This is a genomic window from Achromobacter animicus (assembly GCF_040775605.1).
In the GTDB taxonomy this organism is placed as follows: Bacteria; Pseudomonadota; Gammaproteobacteria; order Burkholderiales; family Burkholderiaceae_B; genus Achromobacter; species Achromobacter animicus.
Map to the genome: position 1 here is coordinate 199,721 of NZ_JAYGJK010000001.1, position 20,713 is coordinate 220,433.

General features: G+C 66.9%; 26 protein-coding genes. 1 reads left to right on the forward strand and 25 read right to left on the reverse strand.

Features of this window, described 5'->3' with window-relative positions:
* Positions 1–80: 80 nt before the first annotated feature.
* From tatC to AB3147_RS01010, 25 genes are all read right to left on the reverse strand, one after another.
* The gene (tatC, locus tag AB3147_RS00890; protein WP_175123917.1) at positions 81–872 is read right to left on the reverse strand and encodes a twin-arginine translocase subunit TatC; all 792 of its coding nucleotides are present in this window, start codon (positions 870–872) and stop codon (positions 81–83) included.
* A complete protein-coding gene (gene tatB / locus AB3147_RS00895; protein ID WP_367351237.1) occupies positions 869–1,495 on the reverse strand; it encodes a Sec-independent protein translocase protein TatB in 627 nt (208 codons plus the stop codon). Before tatB ends, tatC begins: the two co-directional genes overlap by 4 nt.
* Positions 1,496–1,570: 75 nt before the next feature.
* Positions 1,571–1,798: a Sec-independent protein translocase subunit TatA gene (tatA, locus tag AB3147_RS00900; protein WP_056320404.1), complete on the reverse strand. Its 228-nt coding sequence runs from the start codon at positions 1,796–1,798 to the stop codon at positions 1,571–1,573.
* A 14-nt stretch (positions 1,799–1,812) separates the two neighbouring features.
* On the reverse strand, positions 1,813–2,181 hold the full coding sequence (locus tag AB3147_RS00905) for a histidine triad nucleotide-binding protein (protein WP_367351238.1): 369 nt from the start codon (positions 2,179–2,181) through the stop codon (positions 1,813–1,815).
* Between the two features lie 16 nt (positions 2,182–2,197).
* Complete coding sequence (locus AB3147_RS00910; protein ID WP_175123914.1) at positions 2,198–2,548, reverse strand: phosphoribosyl-ATP diphosphatase; 351 nt, start codon at positions 2,546–2,548, stop codon at positions 2,198–2,200.
* Positions 2,545–2,949, reverse strand: a complete 405-nt coding sequence (hisI, locus tag AB3147_RS00915) for a phosphoribosyl-AMP cyclohydrolase (protein WP_175123913.1) — start codon at positions 2,947–2,949, stop codon at positions 2,545–2,547. Before hisI ends, AB3147_RS00910 begins: the two co-directional genes overlap by 4 nt.
* A gap of 2 nt (positions 2,950–2,951) precedes the next feature.
* On the reverse strand, positions 2,952–3,773 hold the full coding sequence (gene hisF, locus AB3147_RS00920) for an imidazole glycerol phosphate synthase subunit HisF (protein ID WP_343737110.1): 822 nt from the start codon (positions 3,771–3,773) through the stop codon (positions 2,952–2,954).
* On the reverse strand, positions 3,770–4,510 hold the full coding sequence (gene hisA / locus AB3147_RS00925) for a 1-(5-phosphoribosyl)-5-[(5-phosphoribosylamino)methylideneamino]imidazole-4-carboxamide isomerase (RefSeq protein ID WP_006224535.1): 741 nt from the start codon (positions 4,508–4,510) through the stop codon (positions 3,770–3,772). The genes hisF and hisA overlap by 4 nt, the downstream gene beginning before the upstream one ends.
* A gap of 56 nt (positions 4,511–4,566) precedes the next feature.
* Positions 4,567–5,265, reverse strand: coding sequence for an imidazole glycerol phosphate synthase subunit HisH (gene hisH / locus AB3147_RS00930; protein ID WP_175123911.1), 699 nt, complete (start codon positions 5,263–5,265; stop codon positions 4,567–4,569).
* Positions 5,266–5,313: 48 nt separating this feature from the next.
* Entirely contained in the window at positions 5,314–5,901 is a 588-nt protein-coding gene (gene hisB / locus AB3147_RS00935) for an imidazoleglycerol-phosphate dehydratase HisB (RefSeq protein ID WP_105236925.1), read from the reverse strand.
* A 1-nt stretch (position 5,902) separates the two neighbouring features.
* The gene (hisC, locus tag AB3147_RS00940; RefSeq protein WP_367351239.1) at positions 5,903–7,006 is read right to left on the reverse strand and encodes a histidinol-phosphate transaminase; all 1,104 of its coding nucleotides are present in this window, start codon (positions 7,004–7,006) and stop codon (positions 5,903–5,905) included.
* Positions 7,003–8,307: a histidinol dehydrogenase gene (gene hisD, locus AB3147_RS00945; protein ID WP_175123909.1), complete on the reverse strand. Its 1,305-nt coding sequence runs from the start codon at positions 8,305–8,307 to the stop codon at positions 7,003–7,005. The genes hisC and hisD overlap by 4 nt, the downstream gene beginning before the upstream one ends.
* A gap of 65 nt (positions 8,308–8,372) precedes the next feature.
* Positions 8,373–9,047 (reverse strand): ATP phosphoribosyltransferase, encoded by a 675-nt coding sequence (hisG, locus tag AB3147_RS00950; protein ID WP_175123908.1) that lies wholly within the window; start codon positions 9,045–9,047, stop codon positions 8,373–8,375.
* A complete protein-coding gene (murA, locus tag AB3147_RS00955; protein WP_175137175.1) occupies positions 9,044–10,312 on the reverse strand; it encodes a UDP-N-acetylglucosamine 1-carboxyvinyltransferase in 1,269 nt (422 codons plus the stop codon). The genes hisG and murA overlap by 4 nt, the downstream gene beginning before the upstream one ends.
* On the reverse strand, positions 10,312–10,557 hold the full coding sequence (locus AB3147_RS00960; RefSeq protein ID WP_175123907.1) for a BolA family protein: 246 nt from the start codon (positions 10,555–10,557) through the stop codon (positions 10,312–10,314). The genes murA and AB3147_RS00960 overlap by 1 nt, the downstream gene beginning before the upstream one ends.
* Before the next feature lie 5 nt (positions 10,558–10,562).
* Entirely contained in the window at positions 10,563–11,375 is an 813-nt protein-coding gene (locus AB3147_RS00965; RefSeq protein ID WP_175123906.1) for an ABC transporter permease, read from the reverse strand.
* Positions 11,372–12,184 carry an ABC transporter ATP-binding protein gene (locus AB3147_RS00970; RefSeq protein ID WP_175123905.1) on the reverse strand — a complete coding sequence of 271 codons (813 nt, stop codon included), beginning with the start codon at positions 12,182–12,184 and terminating at the stop codon, positions 11,372–11,374. Before AB3147_RS00970 ends, AB3147_RS00965 begins: the two co-directional genes overlap by 4 nt.
* Positions 12,185–12,359: 175 nt before the next feature.
* On the reverse strand, positions 12,360–12,989 hold the full coding sequence (locus tag AB3147_RS00975; protein WP_175123904.1) for an MlaC/ttg2D family ABC transporter substrate-binding protein: 630 nt from the start codon (positions 12,987–12,989) through the stop codon (positions 12,360–12,362).
* A 38-nt stretch (positions 12,990–13,027) separates the two neighbouring features.
* Positions 13,028–13,837: an MlaA family lipoprotein gene (locus AB3147_RS00980; RefSeq protein ID WP_175123903.1), complete on the reverse strand. Its 810-nt coding sequence runs from the start codon at positions 13,835–13,837 to the stop codon at positions 13,028–13,030.
* 82 nt (positions 13,838–13,919) lie between these two features.
* A complete protein-coding gene (gene mlaD, locus AB3147_RS00985) occupies positions 13,920–14,420 on the reverse strand; it encodes an outer membrane lipid asymmetry maintenance protein MlaD (RefSeq protein ID WP_175123902.1) in 501 nt (166 codons plus the stop codon).
* Between the two features lie 12 nt (positions 14,421–14,432).
* Positions 14,433–15,221 (reverse strand): lipid asymmetry maintenance ABC transporter permease subunit MlaE, encoded by a 789-nt coding sequence (gene mlaE, locus AB3147_RS00990; RefSeq protein ID WP_175123901.1) that lies wholly within the window; start codon positions 15,219–15,221, stop codon positions 14,433–14,435.
* Positions 15,218–16,054, reverse strand: a complete 837-nt coding sequence (locus AB3147_RS00995) for an ABC transporter ATP-binding protein (protein WP_175123900.1) — start codon at positions 16,052–16,054, stop codon at positions 15,218–15,220. Before AB3147_RS00995 ends, mlaE begins: the two co-directional genes overlap by 4 nt.
* Positions 16,055–16,427: 373 nt before the next feature.
* Entirely contained in the window at positions 16,428–17,489 is a 1,062-nt protein-coding gene (locus AB3147_RS01000; protein ID WP_367351240.1) for an NAD(P)H-dependent flavin oxidoreductase, read from the reverse strand.
* 18 nt (positions 17,490–17,507) lie between these two features.
* The gene (locus AB3147_RS01005) at positions 17,508–18,485 is read right to left on the reverse strand and encodes a Bug family tripartite tricarboxylate transporter substrate binding protein (RefSeq protein ID WP_175123898.1); all 978 of its coding nucleotides are present in this window, start codon (positions 18,483–18,485) and stop codon (positions 17,508–17,510) included.
* A gap of 26 nt (positions 18,486–18,511) precedes the next feature.
* The gene (locus tag AB3147_RS01010) at positions 18,512–19,741 is read right to left on the reverse strand and encodes a YbfB/YjiJ family MFS transporter (protein ID WP_367351241.1); all 1,230 of its coding nucleotides are present in this window, start codon (positions 19,739–19,741) and stop codon (positions 18,512–18,514) included.
* Positions 19,742–19,806: 65 nt separating this feature from the next.
* Between AB3147_RS01010 and AB3147_RS01015 the strand changes: the two genes are divergently transcribed.
* Positions 19,807–20,679, forward strand: a complete 873-nt coding sequence (locus AB3147_RS01015) for a LysR family transcriptional regulator (RefSeq protein WP_367351242.1) — start codon at positions 19,807–19,809, stop codon at positions 20,677–20,679.
* Positions 20,680–20,713 lie beyond the last annotated feature (34 nt).

Genomic DNA, 20,713 nt, shown 5'->3' on the forward strand with positions numbered 1-20,713 from the left:
GTCATGGGCCGACAAGGTAAAACGGTCCGCTTTTGTGCGGACCGTTCTGGTTTCCTTCTACCCTGCCGTCTGCGGAGATTTCAGTGGCGTTCGGTCAGGGAGTCGGCGGCGTCATCTGTCGACGCACCTTCTTTCGGTGTGACCATCCGGGCGCAGATCAGCCCGACTTCATAGAGCAGGCACAGCGGCACTGCCAGCATGAACTGGCTGACCACGTCGGGCGGGGTGACGACGGCGGCGATGATGAACGCGCCCACCACGACGTAGCCGCGCGCCGCCTTCAGCTTGGACAATTCGACCACGCCCATCTTCACCAGCAGCACCACGGCCACGGGCACTTCGAACGTGATGCCGAACGCCAGGAACATCGTCATGACGAAGCTGAGATAGGCCTCGATGTCCGGCGCCGGGGTGATGGACTGCGGCGCGAACGTGGCGATGAAGTGGAACACCGTGCGGAACACCACGAAATAGCAGAACGCCATGCCCGCGATGAAGAGAAAGGTGCTGGACACGATGAGCGGCAGCGCGAGGCGCTTTTCGTGCCGGTACAGCCCCGGAGCCACGAAGGCCCAGGCCTGGTACAGCACCACGGGCAGCGCCAGGATGAATGCGGCCATCATCGTGACCTTGACCGGCACCATGAATGGCGTGATGACGCCGGTGGCGATCATGCGGGTGCCTTCGGGCAGCGAGGCCAGCATCGGGGCGGCCAGCACGTCATAGATGGCCGACGCGCCGGGATAGATGAAGAGCACGATAAACACGGCCACCACGGCGCCGACGGCGCGCAAGAGGCGCGTGCGCAGCTCGACCAGGTGGGAGATGAAGGTCTCTTGCTGGCCTTCTTCTTGGGTTGCGTCCTGGGTCACGACGGAGTTCCGGAGGGCGAGACGGGCTTGGCGGCGGGCGCGGCGACGTCGGCCGCAGGCGCGCTGGGCGCCGGGGCGGGTGGTTGAGGGGCGGCGGCCGGACGCGGTGCGGGCTCGGCGGCAGGCAGGTCCAGGTCCAGATTGTGGTTCTGGCTGGGCGGTGCGATCGTGCGCGCAGGCTCAGCGGATGCGCCAGCGACGGACGCGTCGGCAGCGGGCGAACCTGCGGCAGGCGAACCTGCGGCAGGCGCTTGTGCAGCATCAGCGACCTGGGCCGTCACCGGCGCCTGCGCAACCGCCGGCGTCGCCTTGCCGCTGGCTTCGCGGGCGACTTCGTCGAGTTCGGCGCGGAACTGCTGCACGGGTTCCTGCAGCGAGGCCCCGGTTTCGTTCAGCGATTGCTGCACGCCCTGGGCCGCGTCTTCCATTTCGGTCTTGAACTTGCGGAGTTCGTCGAGTTCGATTTCGCGCTGGATATCGGACTTGACATCATTGACGTAACGCTGCGCGCGCCCGAGCAGGTGGCCGACGGTGCGGGCAACCTTGGGCAGGCGTTCGGGGCCGATGACGATCAGGGCGACGACGCCGATCACCATCAGTTCAGTGAGGCTGACATCAAACATTCGACGGCCGCTCGGGAATTGAAGCAATAAGGGCCGGCCCGTTCAGGGCTGGCCCGGAGGGAGACTGGCTGGCGCTCAGGAGTTGGACTTTTCCTTGGCCTGCACGTCGATGGTGTCGCCGGCGACGCGTTGCTGCGTGACCGGTTCAGCGGGCTTGTCGCTGTTGGCTTCTTTCATGCCGTCCTTGAAGCCCTTGACCGCGCCGCCCAGATCGCCGCCGATGTTGCGCAGCTTCTTGGTGCCGAAAATCAGCGCAACGATGACCAGGACGACCAACCAATGCCAAATGCTGAAACTACCCATGATGATTCTCCGAATTACGCAGTGGGAGCCACGCGCCCTTTCCAGGGACGCGAGCCGCCGATGATGTGGAAATGCAGATGCGGGACTTCCTGGCCGCCTTCGACGCCAGAATTGATCATGATGCGAAATCCGCCATCAGGGCCCGGACGGCAACCGTTCTCGGCGGCAAGCCGCGGCGCCAACGACATCATTCTACCCAACCAATCTGCGTCCTCGCCCGTAATATCCTGCATGGATGTGACATGACGTCGAGGGATCAGCAGTAAATGCACCGGTGCGGCCGGATTGATATCGTGGAATGCAACAAAGTCCTGGTCCTCGTAGACCTTCTTGGACGGGATCTCGCCGACGGCGATCTTGCAGAAAAGACAGTTGTCGCTCATGGGGTGGTTTCCGTGGTCAGTCCTTGGGGCGGCTTGCCTTTTCCACCAGGCCCGACAGGCCTTCGCGGCGGGCCAGCTCAGCCAGCACGTCTTCGGGCCGCAGATTGAAATGCGTCAGCGCCACCAGGCAATGGAACCACAGATCGGCGGTTTCGCTGACGATGCGGTCGGGCACGCCGTCCTTGGCGGCCATGACCAGTTCCGTGGCTTCTTCCCCGATTTTCTTCAGGAAGGCATCCGGCCCCTTGGCCAGCAGCTTGGCCGTGTAAGAGGCGGCAGGATCGCCGCCATTCTGCGGACGGCGGGTTTCCAGGGTGTCTGCGATGCGGGCCAGGATGTCGGCCGCGGTCAGGGTCTGATCGGTCATTTGTAGATGAGTTCCGGATCTTTGAGCACCGGATCCACCGTGACCCAGGACGCGTGATCGGTCTGGCCTTCCAGGCGACGGAAGAAACAGCTGGCGCGGCCGGTATGGCAAGCGATGCCGCCTTCCTGGTGCACCTTCAGCAGCACCACGTCGCCGTCGCAATCCAGGCGCAGTTCGTGCACTTCCTGGACGTGGCCGGATTCTTCGCCCTTGCGCCACAGGCGCTGGCGCGAACGCGACCAGTAGACGGCGCGGCCGGTGGCGGCCGTTTCGGCCAGGGATTCGCGGTTCATCCAGGCCACCATCATGATCTGGCCGTTTTCGGCGTCTTGGGCGATGGCGGGAATCAGGCCGTTTTCGTCGAAGACGACGTCGGCCAGCCAGGCGGGTTCGTTGCTCATAATCAGTCCAATCGTACGGCGATGCCCTGTTCGGCCATGAAGTGCTTGCACTCGCCGACGGTATGCTGGCCAAAATGGAAAATGCTGGCGGCCAGCACCGCGCTGGCGCGGCCGGTGGTGACGCCGTCGGCCAGATGCTGCAGGTTGCCCACGCCGCCGGAGGCGATGACGGGCACCGGCACGGCGTCCGAGACGGTGCGGGTCAGTTCGAGGTCAAAGCCGGACTTGGTGCCGTCACGGTCCATGCTGGTCAGCAGGATTTCGCCGGCGCCATAGGCGGCCATGCGGCGCGCCCACGCCACGGCGTCCAGGCCGGTGGCCTTGCGGCCGCCGTGCGTGAAGACTTCCCAGCGTGCCGGTTCGCCGGGCGCGGACACGCGGCGCGCGTCGATGGCCACGACCACGCATTGCGAGCCGTGGTAGTCCGACGCGGCGCGAACCAGTTCAGGGTTGGCCACGGCGGCGCTGTTGATGCTGATCTTGTCGGCGCCGGCGTTGAGCAGGCGCTGGATGTCGGACACCTGGCGCACGCCGCCGCCCACGGTCAGCGGAATGAAGACCTGCGACGCCACCTGCTCGATGATGGGCAGGATCAGGTCGCGGCCGTCGCTGGTGGCGGTGATGTCCAGAAAGGTGAGTTCGTCGGCGCCCTGCTCGTTGTAGCGGCGGGCGATCTCGACGGGGTCGCCCGCGTCGAGCAGGTTGACGAAGTTCACGCCCTTGACGACGCGGCCGGCCGTGACGTCAAGGCAGGGAATGATGCGGCGGGTCAGCGCGTTCTGTGCGGACGCGCCGGCCCTGGGGGTGCTGCTGGATGTGGTCATTTTGCCAATTCGTCGGCGCGCGCCTGCGCGGCCTGGAAGTCGAGCGTGCCTTCGTAGATGCTGCGGCCCAGGATGGCGCCTTCGACACCCTCTTCCTCGACGGCGCACAGCGCCTCGATGTCCTGGATGCCGGCGATGCCGCCCGAGGCGTACACGGGAATGCGCACGTGCTGGGCCAGGCGGACCGTGGCTTCGACGTTGACGCCGGACAGCATGCCGTCGCGGCCGATGTCGGTGTAGATGATGGCTTCGCAGCCGTAGTCTTCGAACTTCTTGGCTAAATCCAGCACGTCGTGGCGGGTGAGTTTGCTCCAGCCGTCGGTGGCGATCTTGCCGTCGCGGGCGTCCAGGCCGACGATGATCTGGCCGGGGAAGGCGCCGCAGGCGTCCTGCAGGAAGCCCGGGTTCTTGACCGCGGCGGTGCCGATGATGACGTACGAGATGCCGGCGTCGAGGTAGCGTTCGATGGTGTCGAGGTCGCGGATGCCTCCGCCGATCTGGACGGGAATGTCGTCGCCGACGGCGTCCAGGATCGCCTTGATGGGGGCTTCGTTCTTGGGCTTGCCGGCGACGGCGCCGTTCAGGTCGACCAGATGCAGGCGGCGGGCGCCCTGGTCCAGCCAGCGGGTGGCCATGGCGGCGGGGTCTTCGGAGAACACCGTTGCATCGTCCAGGTCACCCTGGCGCAGGCGAACACAGCGCCCGTCTTTGAGGTCGATGGCGGGGATCAGCAGCATGGTTGGCAGCGAGTAAGAAAGTGGGGTTGAACGGGCTGGCGCACGCGGCTCGAGGCCTAGGGCTGCCAGTCTACAAAATTGCGATACAGGCGCAAACCGTGCTCGGCGCTTTTTTCGGGGTGGAACTGCACCGCGAAAATGTTAGCTGCCGCCACCGCGCAGGTAAAGGCGACGCCATAATCGGTTTCACCAACCGTCAGGCCCGGATCGGCCGGATCGGCGTAATAACTGTGGACGAAATAGAAGTGCGAGTCGTCCGGAATGCCGTCCCAGATCGGATGAGAGCGGGTGTGACGGACTTTGTTCCAGCCCATGTGCGGGACCTTCAGGCGCTCGGGACGGGTGTCCACGAGACCGGCCGCGCCCGTGTCGGCCAGGCAGGCCTCGTCGTCGGCGGGGATCAGGTCGGCAAAGCCTGGGCCGGAAAAGCGGCGCACGACGCCGGGGAACAGGCCCAGGCAGGCGGTGCCGCCCTCTTCGCTGGATTCGAACAGCATCTGTTCGCCGACGCAGACGCCCAAGAGGGGCTTCTCGCGGGCGGCGCGCACGACGGCGTCGCGCAGGCCGGATTCGTTCAGGGTGCGCATGCAGTCCGCCATGGCGCCCTGGCCCGGGAAGACCACGCGGTCGGCGGCGGCGATTTCCTGGGGCTGGTTGCAGATGCGGATGTCGGCGTCAGGCGCGGCGTATTTCAGGGCGCGTGCGACGGAATGGAAATTGCCCATTCCATAGTCGACGATGGCGATAGTGGTCACTTCTGTCTGCCTGGTGCGGTGCGAAGGTGGAATGCGTACGTTACAGCGTTACAGCACGCCCTTGGTGGACGGCACGACGTCGCCCATGCGGGGGTCGACTTCGAGGGCCATGCGCAGCGCGCGGCCACAGGCCTTGAACACGGTTTCCGCCTGGTGGTGCGAGTTGAAGCCGCGCAGGTTGTCGATGTGCATGGTGATCAGCGCGTGATTGACCAGGCCCTGGAAGAATTCGCGCGTGAGGTCCACGTCGAAGCTGCCGATGTGCGAACGCGTGAAGGGGATGTGGTATTCCAGGCCGGGACGGCCGGAAAAGTCGATCACGACGCGCGACAGGGCTTCGTCCAGCGGCACGTACGCATGACCGTAGCGGCGCAGACCCGCCTTGGTGCCGGCGGCCTTGGCGATGGCCATGCCCAGCGTGATGCCCACGTCTTCCACCGTGTGATGCGCGTCGATGTGCAGGTCGCCCTCGGCCTTGATGTCCAGGTCGATCAGGCCGTGGCGCGCGATCTGGTCCAGCATGTGGTCCAGGAAGGGCACGCCGGTGTCGATCGTCTGCTTGCCGGTGCCGTCAAGGTTGATGGCCACGCGGATGCGGGTTTCGTTGGTGTTGCGGGTGATTTCTGCGGTACGCATGTTAAGCACTCAAGATCTCTTGCAGGGCAGCCAGCAAGGCGGCGTTCTCGGCCGGGGCGCCCACCGAAATGCGCAGGCAGTCGGCCAGCAGCGGGTGGGCATTGGAGAAGTTGCGAATCAATATTTTGCGCGCTTTCAGGGCAAGATGCACGGCGTTGCCGTCGAGCTTGCCGGAAAAGCGGGCGAGTATGAAGTTGGCGGCGGAAGGGAATACCCTGACGCCGGGCAGTTGCGCCAGCGCCGCGGCCAGCGGTTCGCGGTCCGCGCGCAGCCGTGCGGCCTGGTCGTCCAGCACGGCCTTGTGGCGCAGCACGGCCAGCAGCGTCGCCTGGGTCAGCACGTTCAGGTTGTAGGGCGGGCGCACCTTGTTCAGTTCGGCGATCCACGCGGGATGCCCGGCCAGGTAGCCGAAACGCAGGCCGGCCAGCCCGATCTTGGACACGGTGCGCATGACCACCACGGTGGGCGCATCCAGCACGCGCGGCATGAACGTGTAGTCGGCGAACGGCTGGTAGGCCTCGTCGATCACCACCAGCCCGGGCGCGGCCTGGATGATGGCGTTGACGTCTTCCGGCGACCACAGGCCGCCGGTGGGGTTGTTGGGCGTGGCCAGAAACACGAGCCGGGGCTGGTGTTCGCGGATGGCGGCCAGCATGGCCGGCAGATCCAAGGCCAGGTCCGCCGTCAACGGCACGCCCACGAAGCGCGCATGATCGAAGCGGGCCGCCATGTCGAAGTACACGAACGACGGCCACGGCGACAGCACCACGTCGCCCGGGTTGCAGCACGCCTGCACCATCAGGTGGATGAGCTCGTCCGAGCCGTTGCCGAACAGCACGTCTGCGGCGTCCGGCACGCCAAAGGCCATCTTGACGGCGGCCTCAAGCGCCGACAGGTCGGCGGACGGATAGCGGTTGAGCGGCGTGTCGCGGACGGCGCGCGCGATGTCGTCGCGCACGGCGTCGGGCAGCTCGTACGGGCATTCCATGGCGTCCAGCTTGATGCAGCCTTCGGCATGGGCGACGGGGTATGCCGCCAACCCGCGAATGTCCGCCCGGACGGTGCTTTTAATGCGGCCGGCGACGTCCGCCGGTCCGACGCTCATGACTTGTCGATCCGGTACTGGGCGCTGGCGGCGTGCGCCTGCAGACCCTCGCCCAGCGCCAGTTCGGCGGCGATGCGGCCCAGCGTCTGCGCGCCGGCGTGCGAGACCTGGATCAGGCTGGAACGCTTCTGGAAGTCGTAGACGCCCAGCGGCGACGAGAAACGCGCCGTGCGCGAAGTGGGCAGCACGTGGTTCGGGCCGGCGCAGTAGTCGCCCAGGGCTTCCGAGCTGAAGCGGCCCATGAAGATGGCGCCGGCGTGGCGGATGCGGGCGGTCCAGACCTCGGGCTGCTCGGTGGAGATCTCGAGGTGTTCGGGGGCGATGTCGTTGGCGATCTGGCAGGCTTCTTCCAGGTCGCGGACCAGGATCAGCGCGCCGCGGTTGGCCAGGCTGACGCGCAGGATGTCGGCGCGCGGCATGGTGGGCAAGAGGCGGGCGATGGACGCTTCGACTTCCTCGATGAAGGCGGCGTCGGGGCAGAGCAGGATGGACTGGGCCAGCTCGTCGTGCTCGGCCTGCGAGAACAGATCCATGGCGATCCAGTCGGCCGGCGTCTTGCCGTCGCAGATGACCAGGATTTCACTGGGGCCGGCGATCATGTCGATGCCGACGACGCCGAACACGCGGCGCTTGGCGGCCGCCACATAGGCGTTGCCCGGGCCGACGATCTTGTCCACGGCCGGCACGGTGTCGGTGCCATACGCCAGCGCGCCAACGGCCTGCGCGCCGCCGATGGCGAACACGCGGTCCACGCCGCTGATGGCGGCTGCGGCCAGCACGATGGGATTGCGCACGCCGTCAGGCGTGGGCGTGACCATGACCAGTTCCTGCACGCCGGCGACCTTGGCCGGGATGGCGTTCATCAGCACGGACGACGGGTAGGCGGCCTTGCCGCCGGGCACGTACAGGCCCACGCGGTCCAGCGGGGTGACCTGCTGGCCCAGCAGCGTGCCGTCGGCTTCGGTGTAGGTCCAGGTCTCGGCGCGCTGGCGCTCGTGGTAGGCGCGCACGCGGTCGGCGGCGGCTTCCAGCGCATTGCGCTGGGCGGCCGGCAGCGCGGCCAGGGCCGCATGCCAATCGGCCTTGGGGATCTCCAGCGTATGCGCTGCCGCGTCCGGCATGCGGTCGAACCGCTGCGTGTATTCCACCAGCGCGGCGTCGCCGCGGGTGCGCACGTCGGCCAGGATGCTGGCGGCGGCGCGGTCGATGGATTCGTCCTCGGTGGCCTCGAAGGCCAGCAGCGTGGACAGGGCGGTTTTGAAACCGGGATCGCGGGAGTCGAGACGATTGATCAGGGCCATGGCGTCATGGAGCAAAGCAAGTAACGGTAACGTCCGCCACGCCGGGCGCGGCGGACGGTCGGGAATCAGACGTTGCGGGAGGCGGCTCTTGCGAAGGCGTCCAGCAGCGGTTGCAGGCGATCGCCGCGGGTTTTCAGGGCGGCCTGGTTGACGATCAGGCGCGACGAGATCGGCATGACGTCTTCCACGGCGACCAGGTCGTTGGCGCGCAGCGTGCCGCCGGTGGACACCAGATCGACGATGCAGTCGGCCAGACCGACCAGCGGTGCGAGTTCCATCGAACCATACAGCTTGATGATGTCGACGTACACACCCTTGCTAGCGAAGTGTTCACGGGCTGAGTGCACGTACTTGGTGGCCACGCGCAGGCGTGCGCCCTGGTGGACGGCGGCCTCGTAGTCGAAGCCGTTGCGCACGGCCACGGCCAGACGGCACTTGGCGATGTTCAGGTCGATGGGCTGGTACAGGCCGCCGGGCTGTTCCTTGGCGTGCTCGATCAGCACGTCCTTGCCTGCAATGCCCAGGTCGGCCGCGCCGTACTGCACGTACGTGGGCACATCCGAGGCGCGCACGATGATCAGGCGCAGGCCGGGATCGCTGGTGGGCAGGATGAGCTTGCGCGAGCTTTCCGGGTTTTCCGGGACTTCGATGCCGGCTTCCGCCAGCAGCGGCATGGTTTCTTCGAAGATGCGGCCCTTGGACAGCGCCAGGGTCAGGGGGGTGACGGTCGCACCGTTCATCGCTGTTCCTTGCCGGTAACTCGTTGGATGTTCGCGCCCAGGGCGCGCAGTTTCACTTCCATCTGGTCGTAGCCGCGATCCAGGTGGTAGATGCGGTCGACCAGCGTGTCGCCATCGGCAGCCAGGCCGGCGATGACCAGGCTGGCCGAGGCGCGCAGGTCGGTCGCCATGACGGTGGCGCCGGACAGGCGCGGCACGCCGCGCACGATGGCGGTGTGGCCGTCGATGTCGATCTGGGCGCCCATGCGGCGCAGTTCCTGCACGTGCATGTAGCGGTTTTCGAAGATGGTCTCGACGATGACCGACGTGCCGTCGGCCACGGCGTTCAACGCCATCAGCTGGGCCTGCATGTCGGTGGCAAAGCCCGGGTACTCGTGCGTGCGAAAGCCCACGGCCTTGGGACGCTTGTCCATGGCGCCGCGGATCCAGTCCGGGCCGGTCTCGATGGTCAGGCCTGCTTCGGTCAGCTTGTCCAGCGTGGCGCCCAGGATGCCGGCATCTGCGTTCTTGAGCAGGATGTCGCCGCCGGCTGCGCCCACCGCGCACAGGAAGGTGCCGGCTTCGATGCGGTCGGAGATGACGCGGTGTTCGGCGCCGTGCAGGCGGTCGACGCCGTCGATGACAATGCGGTCGGTGCCGTGGCCCTGGATGCGCGCGCCCATCTTGATGAGCAGTTCGGCCAGATCCACGACCTCGGGTTCGCGCGCGGCGTTTTCCAGCACGGTGCGGCCTTCGGCCAGGACGGCGGCCATCAGCAGGTTTTCCGTGCCGGTGACCGTAACCATGTCGGTGCGGATAGAGGCGCCCTTCAGGCGCTTGGCGCGCGCCACGACAAAGCCGTGTTCGATGCTGATTTCAGCGCCCAGCGCGGCCAGACCCTTGATGTGCTGGTCGACCGGCCGCTGGCCGATGGTGCAGCCGCCCGGCAGGCTGACGCGGGCTTCGCCAAAGCGTGCGACCAGCGGACCCAGCACCAGGATCGAGGCGCGCATCGTCTTGACCAGGTCGTACGGGGCTTCCAGGCTGTCGACGTTGCCGGCTTGCAGCGTCACCACGCCGTCGTCGGCGCGCTCGGCGCGCACGCCCATCTGGGCCAGGAGGCGCAGCATGGTGCCGGTGTCGTTCAGGCGCGGCACGTTGGACAGGACCAGCGTGTCGGCGGTCAGCAGGCCCGCGCACAGGATCGGCAGGGCCGAATTCTTGGCCCCGGAGATCGAGATCTCGCCGTGCAGCTGCGCGCCGCCGGTGATGCGTAGCTTGTCCATCATTCGCCCGCTTTGTTGTATTCGGCGGGGGTGAGGGTGCGCATCGACAGTGCGTGGATCTCGGCCTTCATGCGGTCGCCCAGCGCGGCGTAGACAAGCTGGTGACGCTGGATCAGGCGCTTGCCTTCAAAGGCGGTGCTGACGATGACGGCGTCAAAGTGCGAACCGTCGCCCTGCACGTCGAGATGTTCACAGGGCAGGCCGTCAGCGATGTATTGGCGGACTTGCGCGGGAGTGGGAAGCATGGACGTCAGTTCCTGAGTTTGTAGCCGCTGGACAGAAGCCGCAGCGCGTAAGCGGAGAGCGCAAGGAACACCGCCGTCACCACCGCCAGGCTGTGCCAGGGCGAGACGTCCGACACCGAGAAGAATCCGTGGCGGAATCCGTCGATGGTGTAGAAGATGGGGTTCCAGTGCGAGACGCTTTGCCAGAACGGCGGCAGCGTATGGATGGAATAGAACACGCCGGACAGGAAGGTCGCCGGCATGATCAGGAAGTTTTGAAAGGCCGCGAGCTGGTCGAATTTTTCGGACCACAGGCCCGCGATCAACCCCAGCGTGCCCATGATGCCGCACGCCAGCACCGCAAACACCAGCACCCACAGCGGATGCGCGGGCGACAGCGGCACAAAGAACAGCGCCACGGCCCACACGCACAGCCCGACGGCGAGACCGCGCGCGATGGCGGCCAGCACGTACGCGCCGAAGATATCGCGGTGCGACAGCGGTGGCAGCAGCATGAAGACCAGATTGCCGGTGATGCGGCTTTGTATGAGCGACGAGGACGGGTTGGCGAACGCGTTCTGCAGCATGCTCATCATCATGAGCCCGGGAATCAGGAACGACGTGTAGGGCACGGTGCCGTACACGGTGACGCGCCCTTCCAGCACGTGGGCGAACACCAGCAGATACAGCAGCGCCGTGATGACGGGGGCGGCGATGGTCTGGAAGCTGACCTTCCAGAAGCGCAGCAATTCCTTGCGCAGCAGGGTCGGAAAGCCGGAACCCGCGTCCAGGCGGGGTTGCACCAGCGGCTGGCCGGCAGACGTGGCGGGCTGGGTCATGATGAGATCTCTTCGGGTTGCAGGGCGCGCGCGCCGGGCTCGTCGTCCTGATGCATGATGCGCACGAAGGCGTCTTCCAGGTCCACGCCGCCGACGCGGGCCAGGAGCGCCTGGGTGGTGTCCAGCGCCACGATGCGACCGCCCTTGAGCATCGCGATGCGATTGCAGAGCGCCTCGGCTTCTTCAAGGTAGTGCGTGGTCAGCATGATGGTGTGGCCGGCCTTGTTCAGCCGCGAGATGAACTCCCACAGCGTACGGCGCAGGTCCACGTCGACGCCGGCGGTCGGCTCGTCCAGGACGATGACCGGCGGCCGGTGCACCAGCGCCTGCGCTACCAGCACGCGGCGCTTCATGCCGCCGGACAGCGCGCGCATGTTGGAGTTGGCCTTGTCGGCCAGGCCCAGGTTGAACAGGATTTCGTCGATCCAGTCGTCGTTCTTGCGCAGGCCGAAATACCCGGACTGGATGCGCAGCGTTTCGCGCACGGTAAAGAACGGGTCATAGACCAATTCTTGCGGCACGACGCCCAGCGCCCGCCGTGCCGACTTGTAGTCGGCCACGACGTCGTATCCACAGACGGTGGCGCGGCCCGCGGTGGCGTGCGCCAGGCCCGCCAGAATGGAAATGAGCGTGGTCTTGCCCGCGCCGTTGGGACCGAGCAGGCCGAAGAACTCGCCGTGCTCGATATTCAGGCTGACGTTGTCCAGCGCCTGGAAGCCGGGCCGGGGCGTGCGCCCGAGCAGCTTCTGCCAGCCGCGCTGGCGCGGCGAGTAGATCTTGGAGACGTTTTCTAGGCTGACGGCGGACATGACGGGGGGAGATGGCCCGAAAAGAGCGAATTGACCATTATATAAGCGCGATGTGGCGGAAACCGGGGATGGCCCCGGTGGCGATGGGGGCGGCGCACTGTTGCGTCCCCCAAAACAATCGGCCCGGCGGACCCCCGAGGGGTCGCGCCGGGCCGAGGCAAGCCTGAGCGAATCTTTACTTGTTGCGCTGGTTCAGCGCCTGGATCAGGCCGTCGATACCGTTCTGGTTGATCTGCTGGGCGAACTGGTTGCGGTAGTTCTCGATCAGCCAGATGCCTTCGACGTTCATGTCGTAGATCTTCCAGCCTTGGGGCGTCTTTTCCAGGCGGTAATCCACGCCCACCGGCTGGCTGTTGGACTGGCTGATCAGGGTGCGCACGACCACGTCGTCGGCCTTGGGATCGCCGCGGAACGGCAGGCCGGTGATGGTGGTGCTGGACGTGACGCGGGTCAGCGCGCCGCTGTACGTGCGGATCAGCGTGCCGCGGAAGGCGTCGGCCAGCGCGGTTTTCTGCTGGTCGGAGGCCTGGCGCCAGTAGCGGCCGGCGGCCAGGCGCGTGGTCTTCTGGAAATTGACGTACGGCAGGATGTGCTGGTCAACGACTTCGTTGATGCGGGCGGTGTTGCCGGCCCGCAGCGCGCCGTCGGACTTCAGGACCGCGAGGGCCTCGTTGGCGGCGGCCAGGACGAACTGCTCGGGCGGGCCGTTGGGGTCCGGCTTGGCGTTCGCGGCCGTGGCGGCCGCCAGGCCGACGAGGCCCGTGAAAACCAGCCGCTGCAACAGAGAGGGAATGGAAAATCGCATCAAATCTCCTTCAAATACCGAAAGCGCAAGGCCTCAGCTTACTTGTTCGCGGGTTGCGGCGCAGGCACGGGGGCCGGCGCGGGCGCGGCGGGGGTGTCGTCGTCGCCGTCGTCTTCGTAGTTGGGCAGCGAGCCTTCCTCGTCCACGCGGTGGCCCAGCACCATGGCGGCGCGGCGTTGCAGGAAGGCGTCGCGCACGAAGCTGTACGGGTCGAGCGCCACGCGGTCGATGGTGTCGGTGGTGTCGAGCAGGCTGGCGCGCGTGTCGACGATGCGCAGGCCCCACAGCGAGTTGCGCAGGCGGACATTGTCGATCGAGTCCACCCCCATGTAGCCGTAGGTGGTGCCGTACAGGTCGCCGACCAGGCCGACGCCGTCGCGCACGCTGGAGGCGCCGAAGAACGGCAGCACCAGGTACGGACCCTGGCTGAAGCCCCAGACGCCCAGCGTGGTGCCGAAGTCGTTGGGGATCTTGCGCGCGCCATTGGCCGAGGCGACGTCGAAGCAGCCGCCCACGCCCATGGTCGTGTTGAACAGGAAGCGGCCCAGCGTGTTGACGAAGTCGTGGCCGCGGCCCTGCAGGAAGCTGTTGGTGCCGGACCAGAGGTCGCCGACGTTGCTGAAGATGTTGTGGATGCAGCTGCGCACCGGCTGCGGCGTCACGAACGTGTAGGCCTGCGCGACCGGCTTGAACACCGCGCGGTCGACCGTGTCGTTGAACTGGTAGACGCCGCGGTTGAAGCCTTCCCAGGGGTCGCGCGGATCCGGATTCTTGGGGGCGGCGCAACCAGCCATCAGCGCGCCCGCGGCGGCGACAGTGGCAATTCGGGAAATAGCTTTCTTATTCATGTTCCGGGTATCCCTATCAACAATTCTTTTGTTATCGCGACGGCGAGACGCAGCGTTGTAACAGCCTGATGGCGCCGCGCCTTTAGTCCTGGGCCTTGGGGGCCGATTCCGGCGCGGCGGTCGTGCCTTGCTTTTCCGCCGACCCGTACAGGAACTGGCTGATCAGCTGCTCCAGGACCACGGCGCTTTGTGTATAGCGGATTTTTCCGCCGTCGGTAAAGTTATCTTCCTCGCTGCCGGCGGTCAGGCCCAGGTATTGCTCGCCCAAAAGGCCGGAGGTCAGGATGGCCGCCGACGAGTCCTTGGGGAACTGGTAGGCCGTCTCCAGATCGACCGACACAATCGCCTGGAAGGTCTTGTCGTCGAAGGAAATGCCCGTGACCCGGCCCACCACCACGCCGGCGCTCTTGACCGGCGCGCGCACCTTGAGGCCGCCTACGTTATCGAAGTTGGCGGTCACGGTATAGGTCGGGGCAAAGGAAAACGTGCTCAAGTTGCCGGCGCGCAACGCCAGGAACCCGAGCGCGATCGCGCCCAGCAATACAAACAGGCCTACCCAGAAGTCGGTTTTTTCGCGTGACATGATCGATCCGTATCAATTTCCAAACATCAAGGCGGTGAGCAGGAAGTCCAGCCCGAGAACCGCCAGGGAGCCCACGACCACGGTGCGCGTGGTGGCGCGGGCAACGCCTTCGGGGGTGGGCTTGGCCTGCCAGCCTTCATAAAGCGCCACCAGCGTCACCGTGACGCCGAAGACGACGCTCTTGATGGCGCCGTTGGCGACGTCTTTCCATACATCGACGCCGTTCTGCATCTGCGACCAGAAGGCGCCTGCGTCCACACCGATGAGCAGCACGCCCACGACCCAGCCGCCCAGGATGCCCACCATGGAGAACACGGCCGCCAGGATGGGCATGGCGATGATGCCGCCCCACAGGCGCGGCACGAGCACGCGGCGGATCGGGTCGACGGCCATGACTTCCATGGCCGACAGCTGTTCGCCTGCTTTCATCAGCCCGATCTCGGCTGTGAGCGAGGTGCCGGCGCGCCCTGCAAAGAGCAGCGCGGTGACCACCGGACCCAGTTCGCGCACCAGCGACAGGGCCACCAGCAAGCCCAATGCCTCTTCGGAGCCGTAGCGGTTCAGCGTGTAATAACCCTGCAGACCCAGCACGAAGCCCACGAACATGCCGGAGACGGCAATGATCAGCAGCGAATAATTGCCGATGAAGTGGACCTGTTGAGACACCAGGCGCGGCCGCGACAGCGCGATGCCGCTGCGCGCCAGCATGGCGCCGAAGAAGCGGGTGAAGTAGCCGATGCCGGCGACGCGGGAGCGCACCCAGTGGCCCAGTACGGCGACGGCGTTATTGGAAGCGCTCATGCTTTGCGCCCTTTCTGTTGCGACAGCCATTTCTGAAAGGCGGGCGTTTCGGGATACTGGAACGCGACCGGACCGTCCGGCTGGCCCTTGAGGAATTGCTGGACGTAGGGGTCCGGCGAGGCGGCCAGCATCTGCGGCGTGCCGGCGGCAGCCAGTTGGCCGCGGCCCACCAGATAGACCTGGTCCGCGATGGCAAAGGACTCCTGCACGTCGTGGGTGATCAGCACCGAGGCGCAGCCCAGCCGGTCGGCAAGGCTGCGGATCAGGCGGGCGGTGATGCCCAGCGAGATCGGGTCCAGCCCCGCGAAGGGTTCGTCGTACAGGATGAGTTCCGGCTCAAGCACCACGGCGCGGGCCAGTGCCACGCGCCGCGCCATGCCGCCGGATATTTCGGAGACCTTCAGGTGCGCGGCGGCGCGCAGGCCGACGGCGTCCAGCTTGTCGAGCACGCGGTCGGTGACCTCTGCCTCGCTGATACGGGTGTGTTCGCGCAGCGGAAACGCCACGTTCTCGAAGACGTTCAGGTCGGTGAACAGCGCGCCCTGCTGGAACAGCACGCCCATGCGCTTGCGCAGGGATTGCACTTCAGCGCGGGAGGCGGCGCCGATATCCTGGCCGAATGCCAGCACGCGGCCCTGCTGGGCGGTGATCTGGCCGGTGGCCGCACGCAGGAGCGTGGTCTTGCCGGAACCGGAGCCGCCCATGACTGCCACCACCTGGCCCGCCCGGACGTCCATGGAAATATCGCGCAAGACGGTGAAATCACCGTAGCCAAGCGCCACACCTTCCAGGCGCAGGGCGAATTCCGGGGTGCTGCTGGTTTGAGCGGGCATGGGCAACGAAAGGGAGTTTCGGCGGCGGAGCTTGCCCTGCGGTCCTGTCGACACGCGGGACCGAGGACCTGGCCGGCGCGGGCAAGACAGACTGCGTCGGGAAGCGCCCTGTTACTCAGATACCGGGGCAAGCGTAAGCGTTCGCTCCCGGCGGCGAGGCGCCATTGTAGCCCGACGCTGTGTAATCACAATTGGAGCGGCCGCCCGTGGAACAGTGTTTTCGGCTTCAGGAACAATCGGGTCGTCGCCGTTTCGGTGCTGATGGCGTTTGCCGATGCTCCATGGGTGTCTGACACCCTTGAGGCACTGGCCCGGCACACGCGGCTCCTACATGGGTGTCAGACACCCATTCCGGACAGACCGCCGCCAGCACTCAACGTCGCGCCTGCGCCGCCACCGTTTCCCGGGCCAGCCGCTGGATCAATTCCGCCGTCGACTCCCGCCGTGCCAGCGGTGCGCCCTGGCCGGCCCACAGGGACAGGACATTGATGTTGCCGCTCTTGCCGCCCGCCGTGCGCATGGGCCGGGTCAGGGCGTTCTGCAGCGGATACGGCAGGATGTCGCCGCCGATGGCGTCCACATCACGCATGAAGGCATTGGCGATGCCGCGCGCCGGACGGCCGGAGAAGCCGCGGGTGATCCGGGATTGTTCGGCGCGGGAGGCCGCCACGACCGCCTTGTAGGCGTCGCTGATGCCGGATTCTTCCGTGGTGAGGAAGGCCGTCCCCATTTGGGCGAAGTCGGCGCCCAGCGCGAGGGCGGCCGCGATGCCGCGCCCGTCCATGATCCCGCCCGACGCGATGACTGGCACCGAGACGGCGTCCGCCACCTGCGGGACCAGCGCCATGGTGCCGATCATGGACGCCTCGAACGTGTCGAGGAACGTGCCGCGGTGGCCGCCTGCCTCCGCGCCCTGCGCCACGATGGCGTCAACGCCGTCCTGCTCCAGCGCTTGCGCCTCGCGGACGGTCGTGGCCGTGCCCACGGTCAGGATGCCGAGTTGGCGGCAGCGGGCCAGCGCCTCGGCCGGCAGGCGGCCGAAGGTGAAGCTGAGGACGGCGGGCCGGATGCGCAGCACGGCCTCGAGCTGGCCCGGCAGCGGATCGGCCTGCGGGCCGGGGGCCTCGGGCGCCGGCAGACCAAGTTGCTCGTGATAGCGCGCCATTAGGGCCAGCATCCGGCTCGCATCGCCCTGCATGGGCTCTGGCGGCACGGATGCGAACAGGTTGATGGCGAACGGGCGATCCGTGCGGGCGCGGACCCCTTCGGCCGCCGCCTCGATCTGTTCGGGCGTCATGTACGCCCCGCCGAGCGATCCCAGGGCGCCCGCCTTCGATGCCTCCGCCACCATGTCCACCGTGGTGGCGCCGCCCGCCATGGGCGCCTGGATGATGGGATGGGTCAGCTTGAGCAGTTCAATCAAAGGGGTAGCCATGGGAAAACTCCTGGGAGGTTATTGGAGCTGGATGTTTCCAGCCTTGATGACGTGCGCCCACTTGTCGCTTTCGGTTTTGATGAAGGCGGCGAATTCCTCGGGCGTGCCGCCGCCGGCCTGGCTGCCGGTGTCGGCAATGGCCTTCTGCACATCCGGGTCCTTCAGGATGCGGTTGAATTCGGCATTGAGCTTGGCGATGATCGGCGCGGGCGTACCGGCGGGCGCCACGATGCCCTGCCAGTTGTAGGACTCGAAGCCCGGCAAGCCGGATTCGGCCATGGTGGGCACATCGGGCAGCACGTCCAGGCGCTTGGCGGACGTGACGGCGATCGGGTGGATCTTCTTGCCCTGAATGGCGGGCAGCGCGGAATAGCCCATTTCGAACATCATCGCGATGTGGCCGCCCATGAGATCGGTCGCAGCCAGGCTGCCGCCCTTGTAGGGCACGTGGACGATGTCGATGTTGGCCTGCTCGCGGAACATCTCGCCCGACAAGTGGTGCGCGCCGCCCACGCCGGACGAGCCGAAGGTCAGCTTGCCCGGTTCCTTCTTGGCCAGTGCGATCAGGTCGGCCAGCGTCTTGACCGGCAGTTCGTTGTTCACGCTCAGGACCAGCGGGCTGTTCTCGATCAGGATGATCGGGGCCAGATCCTTTTGTGGGTTGTAGGGCATTTCCTTCATCAGCGACGGGTTGACCGCCATCGGGGCCAGGTTGCCCGTGCCGATCGTGTAGCCGTCCGGGGCCGCCTTGGCGATGAGGTTGGTGCCGACCACGCCGCCTGCGCCCGCCTTGTTTTCGACAACGATGGGCTGGCCCAGCGATTCGCCCAGCTTGCGGGCCAAGAGGCGCACGCGGGTGTCGGCAAAGCCGCCCGGCGCGTAGGGCACGATCATGGTCACGGGTTTGGCGGGCCATTCGCCGGTCTGGGCTTGGGCAGCGCCGCCAAAGGCGGCGGTGGCGGCCAGGGCGGCGATCAGGGGGCGTAGTGCTTTCATGCTGGGGACTCCTCGTTACCTGCTTTCTAATTGCTGTGTGGTTGGCCCGAAGGGCCGATGGCATTATGCCCAGCGCCATTGCCGTCTGTCGTGACTTTTCCCAGCCCCCAGGCCGACGCCGCCAGCAACGCCGCGCTGGCCGCCAGCACCTGCGGCAGGCCGGCGCCCCAGCGCGCCGCCCACGAGGCCAGCAACGGTCCCAGAATCTGCCCCGCCGCAAACGCCGCCGTCATGATGGCCGCCGCCCGCGGCGCCGCCGGGCCGGACAGGCGGCGCGCGGTCAGCATGCCCGCCTGCGTGATCACCATGAAGGTGCCGCCGACCAGCAGCGCTGCCAGGATCACGGCGGCGATGTGGTGCCACAGCGCCACGGTCAGCATGCCGGCCGCCATCAGCGCCTGCGCGCCGCGCCACACCTGCCGGTCGTCTCGGCCGCGCGCCAGCCGCGGGACCAGCAGGCACGACAGCGCCGCCGCCATGCCAAAAAGCGGCCAGGCCCAGCCGAAGATCGCCGGGTCGGGAAAGATCTCTTTGGCCATGGCCGGCAGAAAGGTGGCGGGAATGATGTAGCCGACCCCGAAGACACCGTAGTGCAGCGACAGCGCGGCGATGCCGCGCGGCAGGCGGGTTTGCGGCGCGTCAGCAGCCGCCCGTCGCACGGGAGGCGATTGCCGGCTGAGTCCGGGCCACGCCGCCACGGACAACGCCAGCGCCAGGCAGCCCAGCGCGGTCCAGGTAACGCCGGCGCTCGCGTGCGACGCCATCAAGGCCAGACAGGCCAATCCCGTCAGCGCAATGCCCGCGCCCACGCCGGCATACGTCACCGCCGAAGCCGCAGCCTCGCGCGGGTCGCCGGCGGGCACCGGCCGCCATGCGACGATGCAGATGAAGGCACTGGCGCTGGCATAGCCGGCCGCCAGCCGCAGCACCGACCAGCCCGCCACGCTGTTGAGCATTGGCATGGCCAGGGTCAGCGCGGCCACGGCGGCCAGGCTGGCCGCCAGCGTGACGCGCAGCCGTCGCACCGGCCAGACGATCGCCGCCAGTGCGCCCAACAGATAGCCCGCGTAGTTGGCCGACGCCATCCAGCCGCCCTGTGTCAGCGACAGGCCGGACTCCTGCGCCATCAGCGGCCATACCGGCGTGAAGGCGAAGCGGCCGATGCCCATGGCCGCCGCCAGCGCAAGCGCCGCGGGCCAGGCCAGGCTTGTAGCGCTGGCCGAGGGGCGGGGGGAAGGGTAAGCAGGCGTTGACATGGAGCCTACTCTACGGCTGTACTTATATCTTGAATAGTGAATTATTAAGAACGTGAGTTCCCAAAATGAGAAATTTGGATCTCGACGCGCTGCAAATCTTCAAGACCGTGGCGGATCAGGGTGGCGTGGCGCGCGCCGCCGCGCATCTGAACCGGGTGCAGTCCAATGTGTCGACGCGCCTGAAGCAGCTGGAATCCTCGCTGGGAACGCCGCTCTTTCGGCGGCAGAACCGCCGACTGGTGCTGTCGGATCAGGGCCGCGTGCTGCTGTCCTACGCCGACCGCCTGCTGCGCCTGTCCGATGAGGCGCAGGCGGCCGTCCGGGAAGGCGCCCTGCAGGGCGTGCTGCGCATCGGCACCATGGAAAGCACGGCCGCCGCCCGCCTGCCCCCCATCCTGGCGGCCTATCACGCGGCCTGGCCGCAGGTGCGGATCGAGCTGGTCACCGGCACCTCGGGCGCATTGGCCGCGAAGGTGCGTAATTACGAGATCGAGGCTGCCTTCGTGGCGCAACCCTTCCCCGCAGAGGGACTGGCGGCGATGGATGCATTCAGGGAGGAATTGACGCTGATCTCGCCGTTGGCGTGGGATCCGATCGGCAGTCCGAAAGACCTGGGCAACCGCAGCGTCATCGCCTTTGCGGCGGGCTGCTCATACCGGCGCATCCTGGAGTCGTGGTTGAACCAGGAGGGCATTGCGCCCGGCAAGGTGATGGAGTTTGCGTCGTATCACGCCATCGTGGCGTGTGTGGCAGCGGGAACCGGGGTGGCGATCGTGCCGCGGTCCGTGCTGGCGGTGCTGGGGGCGGAGCATTCGGTGCGCGTGGGTGCGTTGTCCGGGTCCCATGGGCAGGCGCTTACCCAGCTGATCTGGCGCGCCGACGACGACACGCCGGCATTGCAGGCGCTGCGCAGCCGGCTTGCGCCGCCGCAGAATTGAGCGATGCGCGCGGGGCCGCGCGCATCGTCAGGCC

Coding starts and splice junctions, on each gene's coding strand:
- tatB (WP_367351237.1), bottom strand. CDS start 1,495: ATGTTTGATGTCAGCCTCACTGAACTGATGGTGATCGGCGTCGTCGCC.
- tatA (WP_056320404.1), bottom strand. CDS start 1,798: ATGGGTAGTTTCAGCATTTGGCATTGGTTGGTCGTCCTGGTCATCGTT.
- AB3147_RS00905 (WP_367351238.1), bottom strand. CDS start 2,181: ATGAGCGACAACTGTCTTTTCTGCAAGATCGCCGTCGGCGAGATCCCG.
- AB3147_RS00910 (WP_175123914.1), bottom strand. CDS start 2,548: ATGACCGATCAGACCCTGACCGCGGCCGACATCCTGGCCCGCATCGCA.
- hisI (WP_175123913.1), bottom strand. CDS start 2,949: ATGAGCAACGAACCCGCCTGGCTGGCCGACGTCGTCTTCGACGAAAAC.
- hisF (WP_343737110.1), bottom strand. CDS start 3,773: ATGACCACATCCAGCAGCACCCCCAGGGCCGGCGCGTCCGCACAGAAC.
- hisA (WP_006224535.1), bottom strand. CDS start 4,510: ATGCTGCTGATCCCCGCCATCGACCTCAAAGACGGGCGCTGTGTTCGC.
- hisB (WP_105236925.1), bottom strand. CDS start 5,901: ATGCGTACCGCAGAAATCACCCGCAACACCAACGAAACCCGCATCCGC.
- hisC (WP_367351239.1), bottom strand. CDS start 7,006: ATGAGCGTCGGACCGGCGGACGTCGCCGGCCGCATTAAAAGCACCGTC.
- hisD (WP_175123909.1), bottom strand. CDS start 8,307: ATGGCCCTGATCAATCGTCTCGACTCCCGCGATCCCGGTTTCAAAACC.
- hisG (WP_175123908.1), bottom strand. CDS start 9,047: ATGAACGGTGCGACCGTCACCCCCCTGACCCTGGCGCTGTCCAAGGGC.
- murA (WP_175137175.1), bottom strand. CDS start 10,312: ATGGACAAGCTACGCATCACCGGCGGCGCGCAGCTGCACGGCGAGATC.
- AB3147_RS00960 (WP_175123907.1), bottom strand. CDS start 10,557: ATGCTTCCCACTCCCGCGCAAGTCCGCCAATACATCGCTGACGGCCTG.
- AB3147_RS00965 (WP_175123906.1), bottom strand. CDS start 11,375: ATGACCCAGCCCGCCACGTCTGCCGGCCAGCCGCTGGTGCAACCCCGC.
- AB3147_RS00970 (WP_175123905.1), bottom strand. CDS start 12,184: ATGTCCGCCGTCAGCCTAGAAAACGTCTCCAAGATCTACTCGCCGCGC.
- AB3147_RS00975 (WP_175123904.1), bottom strand. CDS start 12,989: ATGCGATTTTCCATTCCCTCTCTGTTGCAGCGGCTGGTTTTCACGGGC.
- AB3147_RS00980 (WP_175123903.1), bottom strand. CDS start 13,837: ATGAATAAGAAAGCTATTTCCCGAATTGCCACTGTCGCCGCCGCGGGC.
- mlaD (WP_175123902.1), bottom strand. CDS start 14,420: ATGTCACGCGAAAAAACCGACTTCTGGGTAGGCCTGTTTGTATTGCTG.
- mlaE (WP_175123901.1), bottom strand. CDS start 15,221: ATGAGCGCTTCCAATAACGCCGTCGCCGTACTGGGCCACTGGGTGCGC.
- AB3147_RS00995 (WP_175123900.1), bottom strand. CDS start 16,054: ATGCCCGCTCAAACCAGCAGCACCCCGGAATTCGCCCTGCGCCTGGAA.
- AB3147_RS01000 (WP_367351240.1), bottom strand. CDS start 17,489: ATGGCTACCCCTTTGATTGAACTGCTCAAGCTGACCCATCCCATCATC.
- AB3147_RS01005 (WP_175123898.1), bottom strand. CDS start 18,485: ATGAAAGCACTACGCCCCCTGATCGCCGCCCTGGCCGCCACCGCCGCC.
- AB3147_RS01010 (WP_367351241.1), bottom strand. CDS start 19,741: ATGTCAACGCCTGCTTACCCTTCCCCCCGCCCCTCGGCCAGCGCTACA.
- AB3147_RS01015 (WP_367351242.1), top strand. CDS start 19,807: ATGAGAAATTTGGATCTCGACGCGCTGCAAATCTTCAAGACCGTGGCG.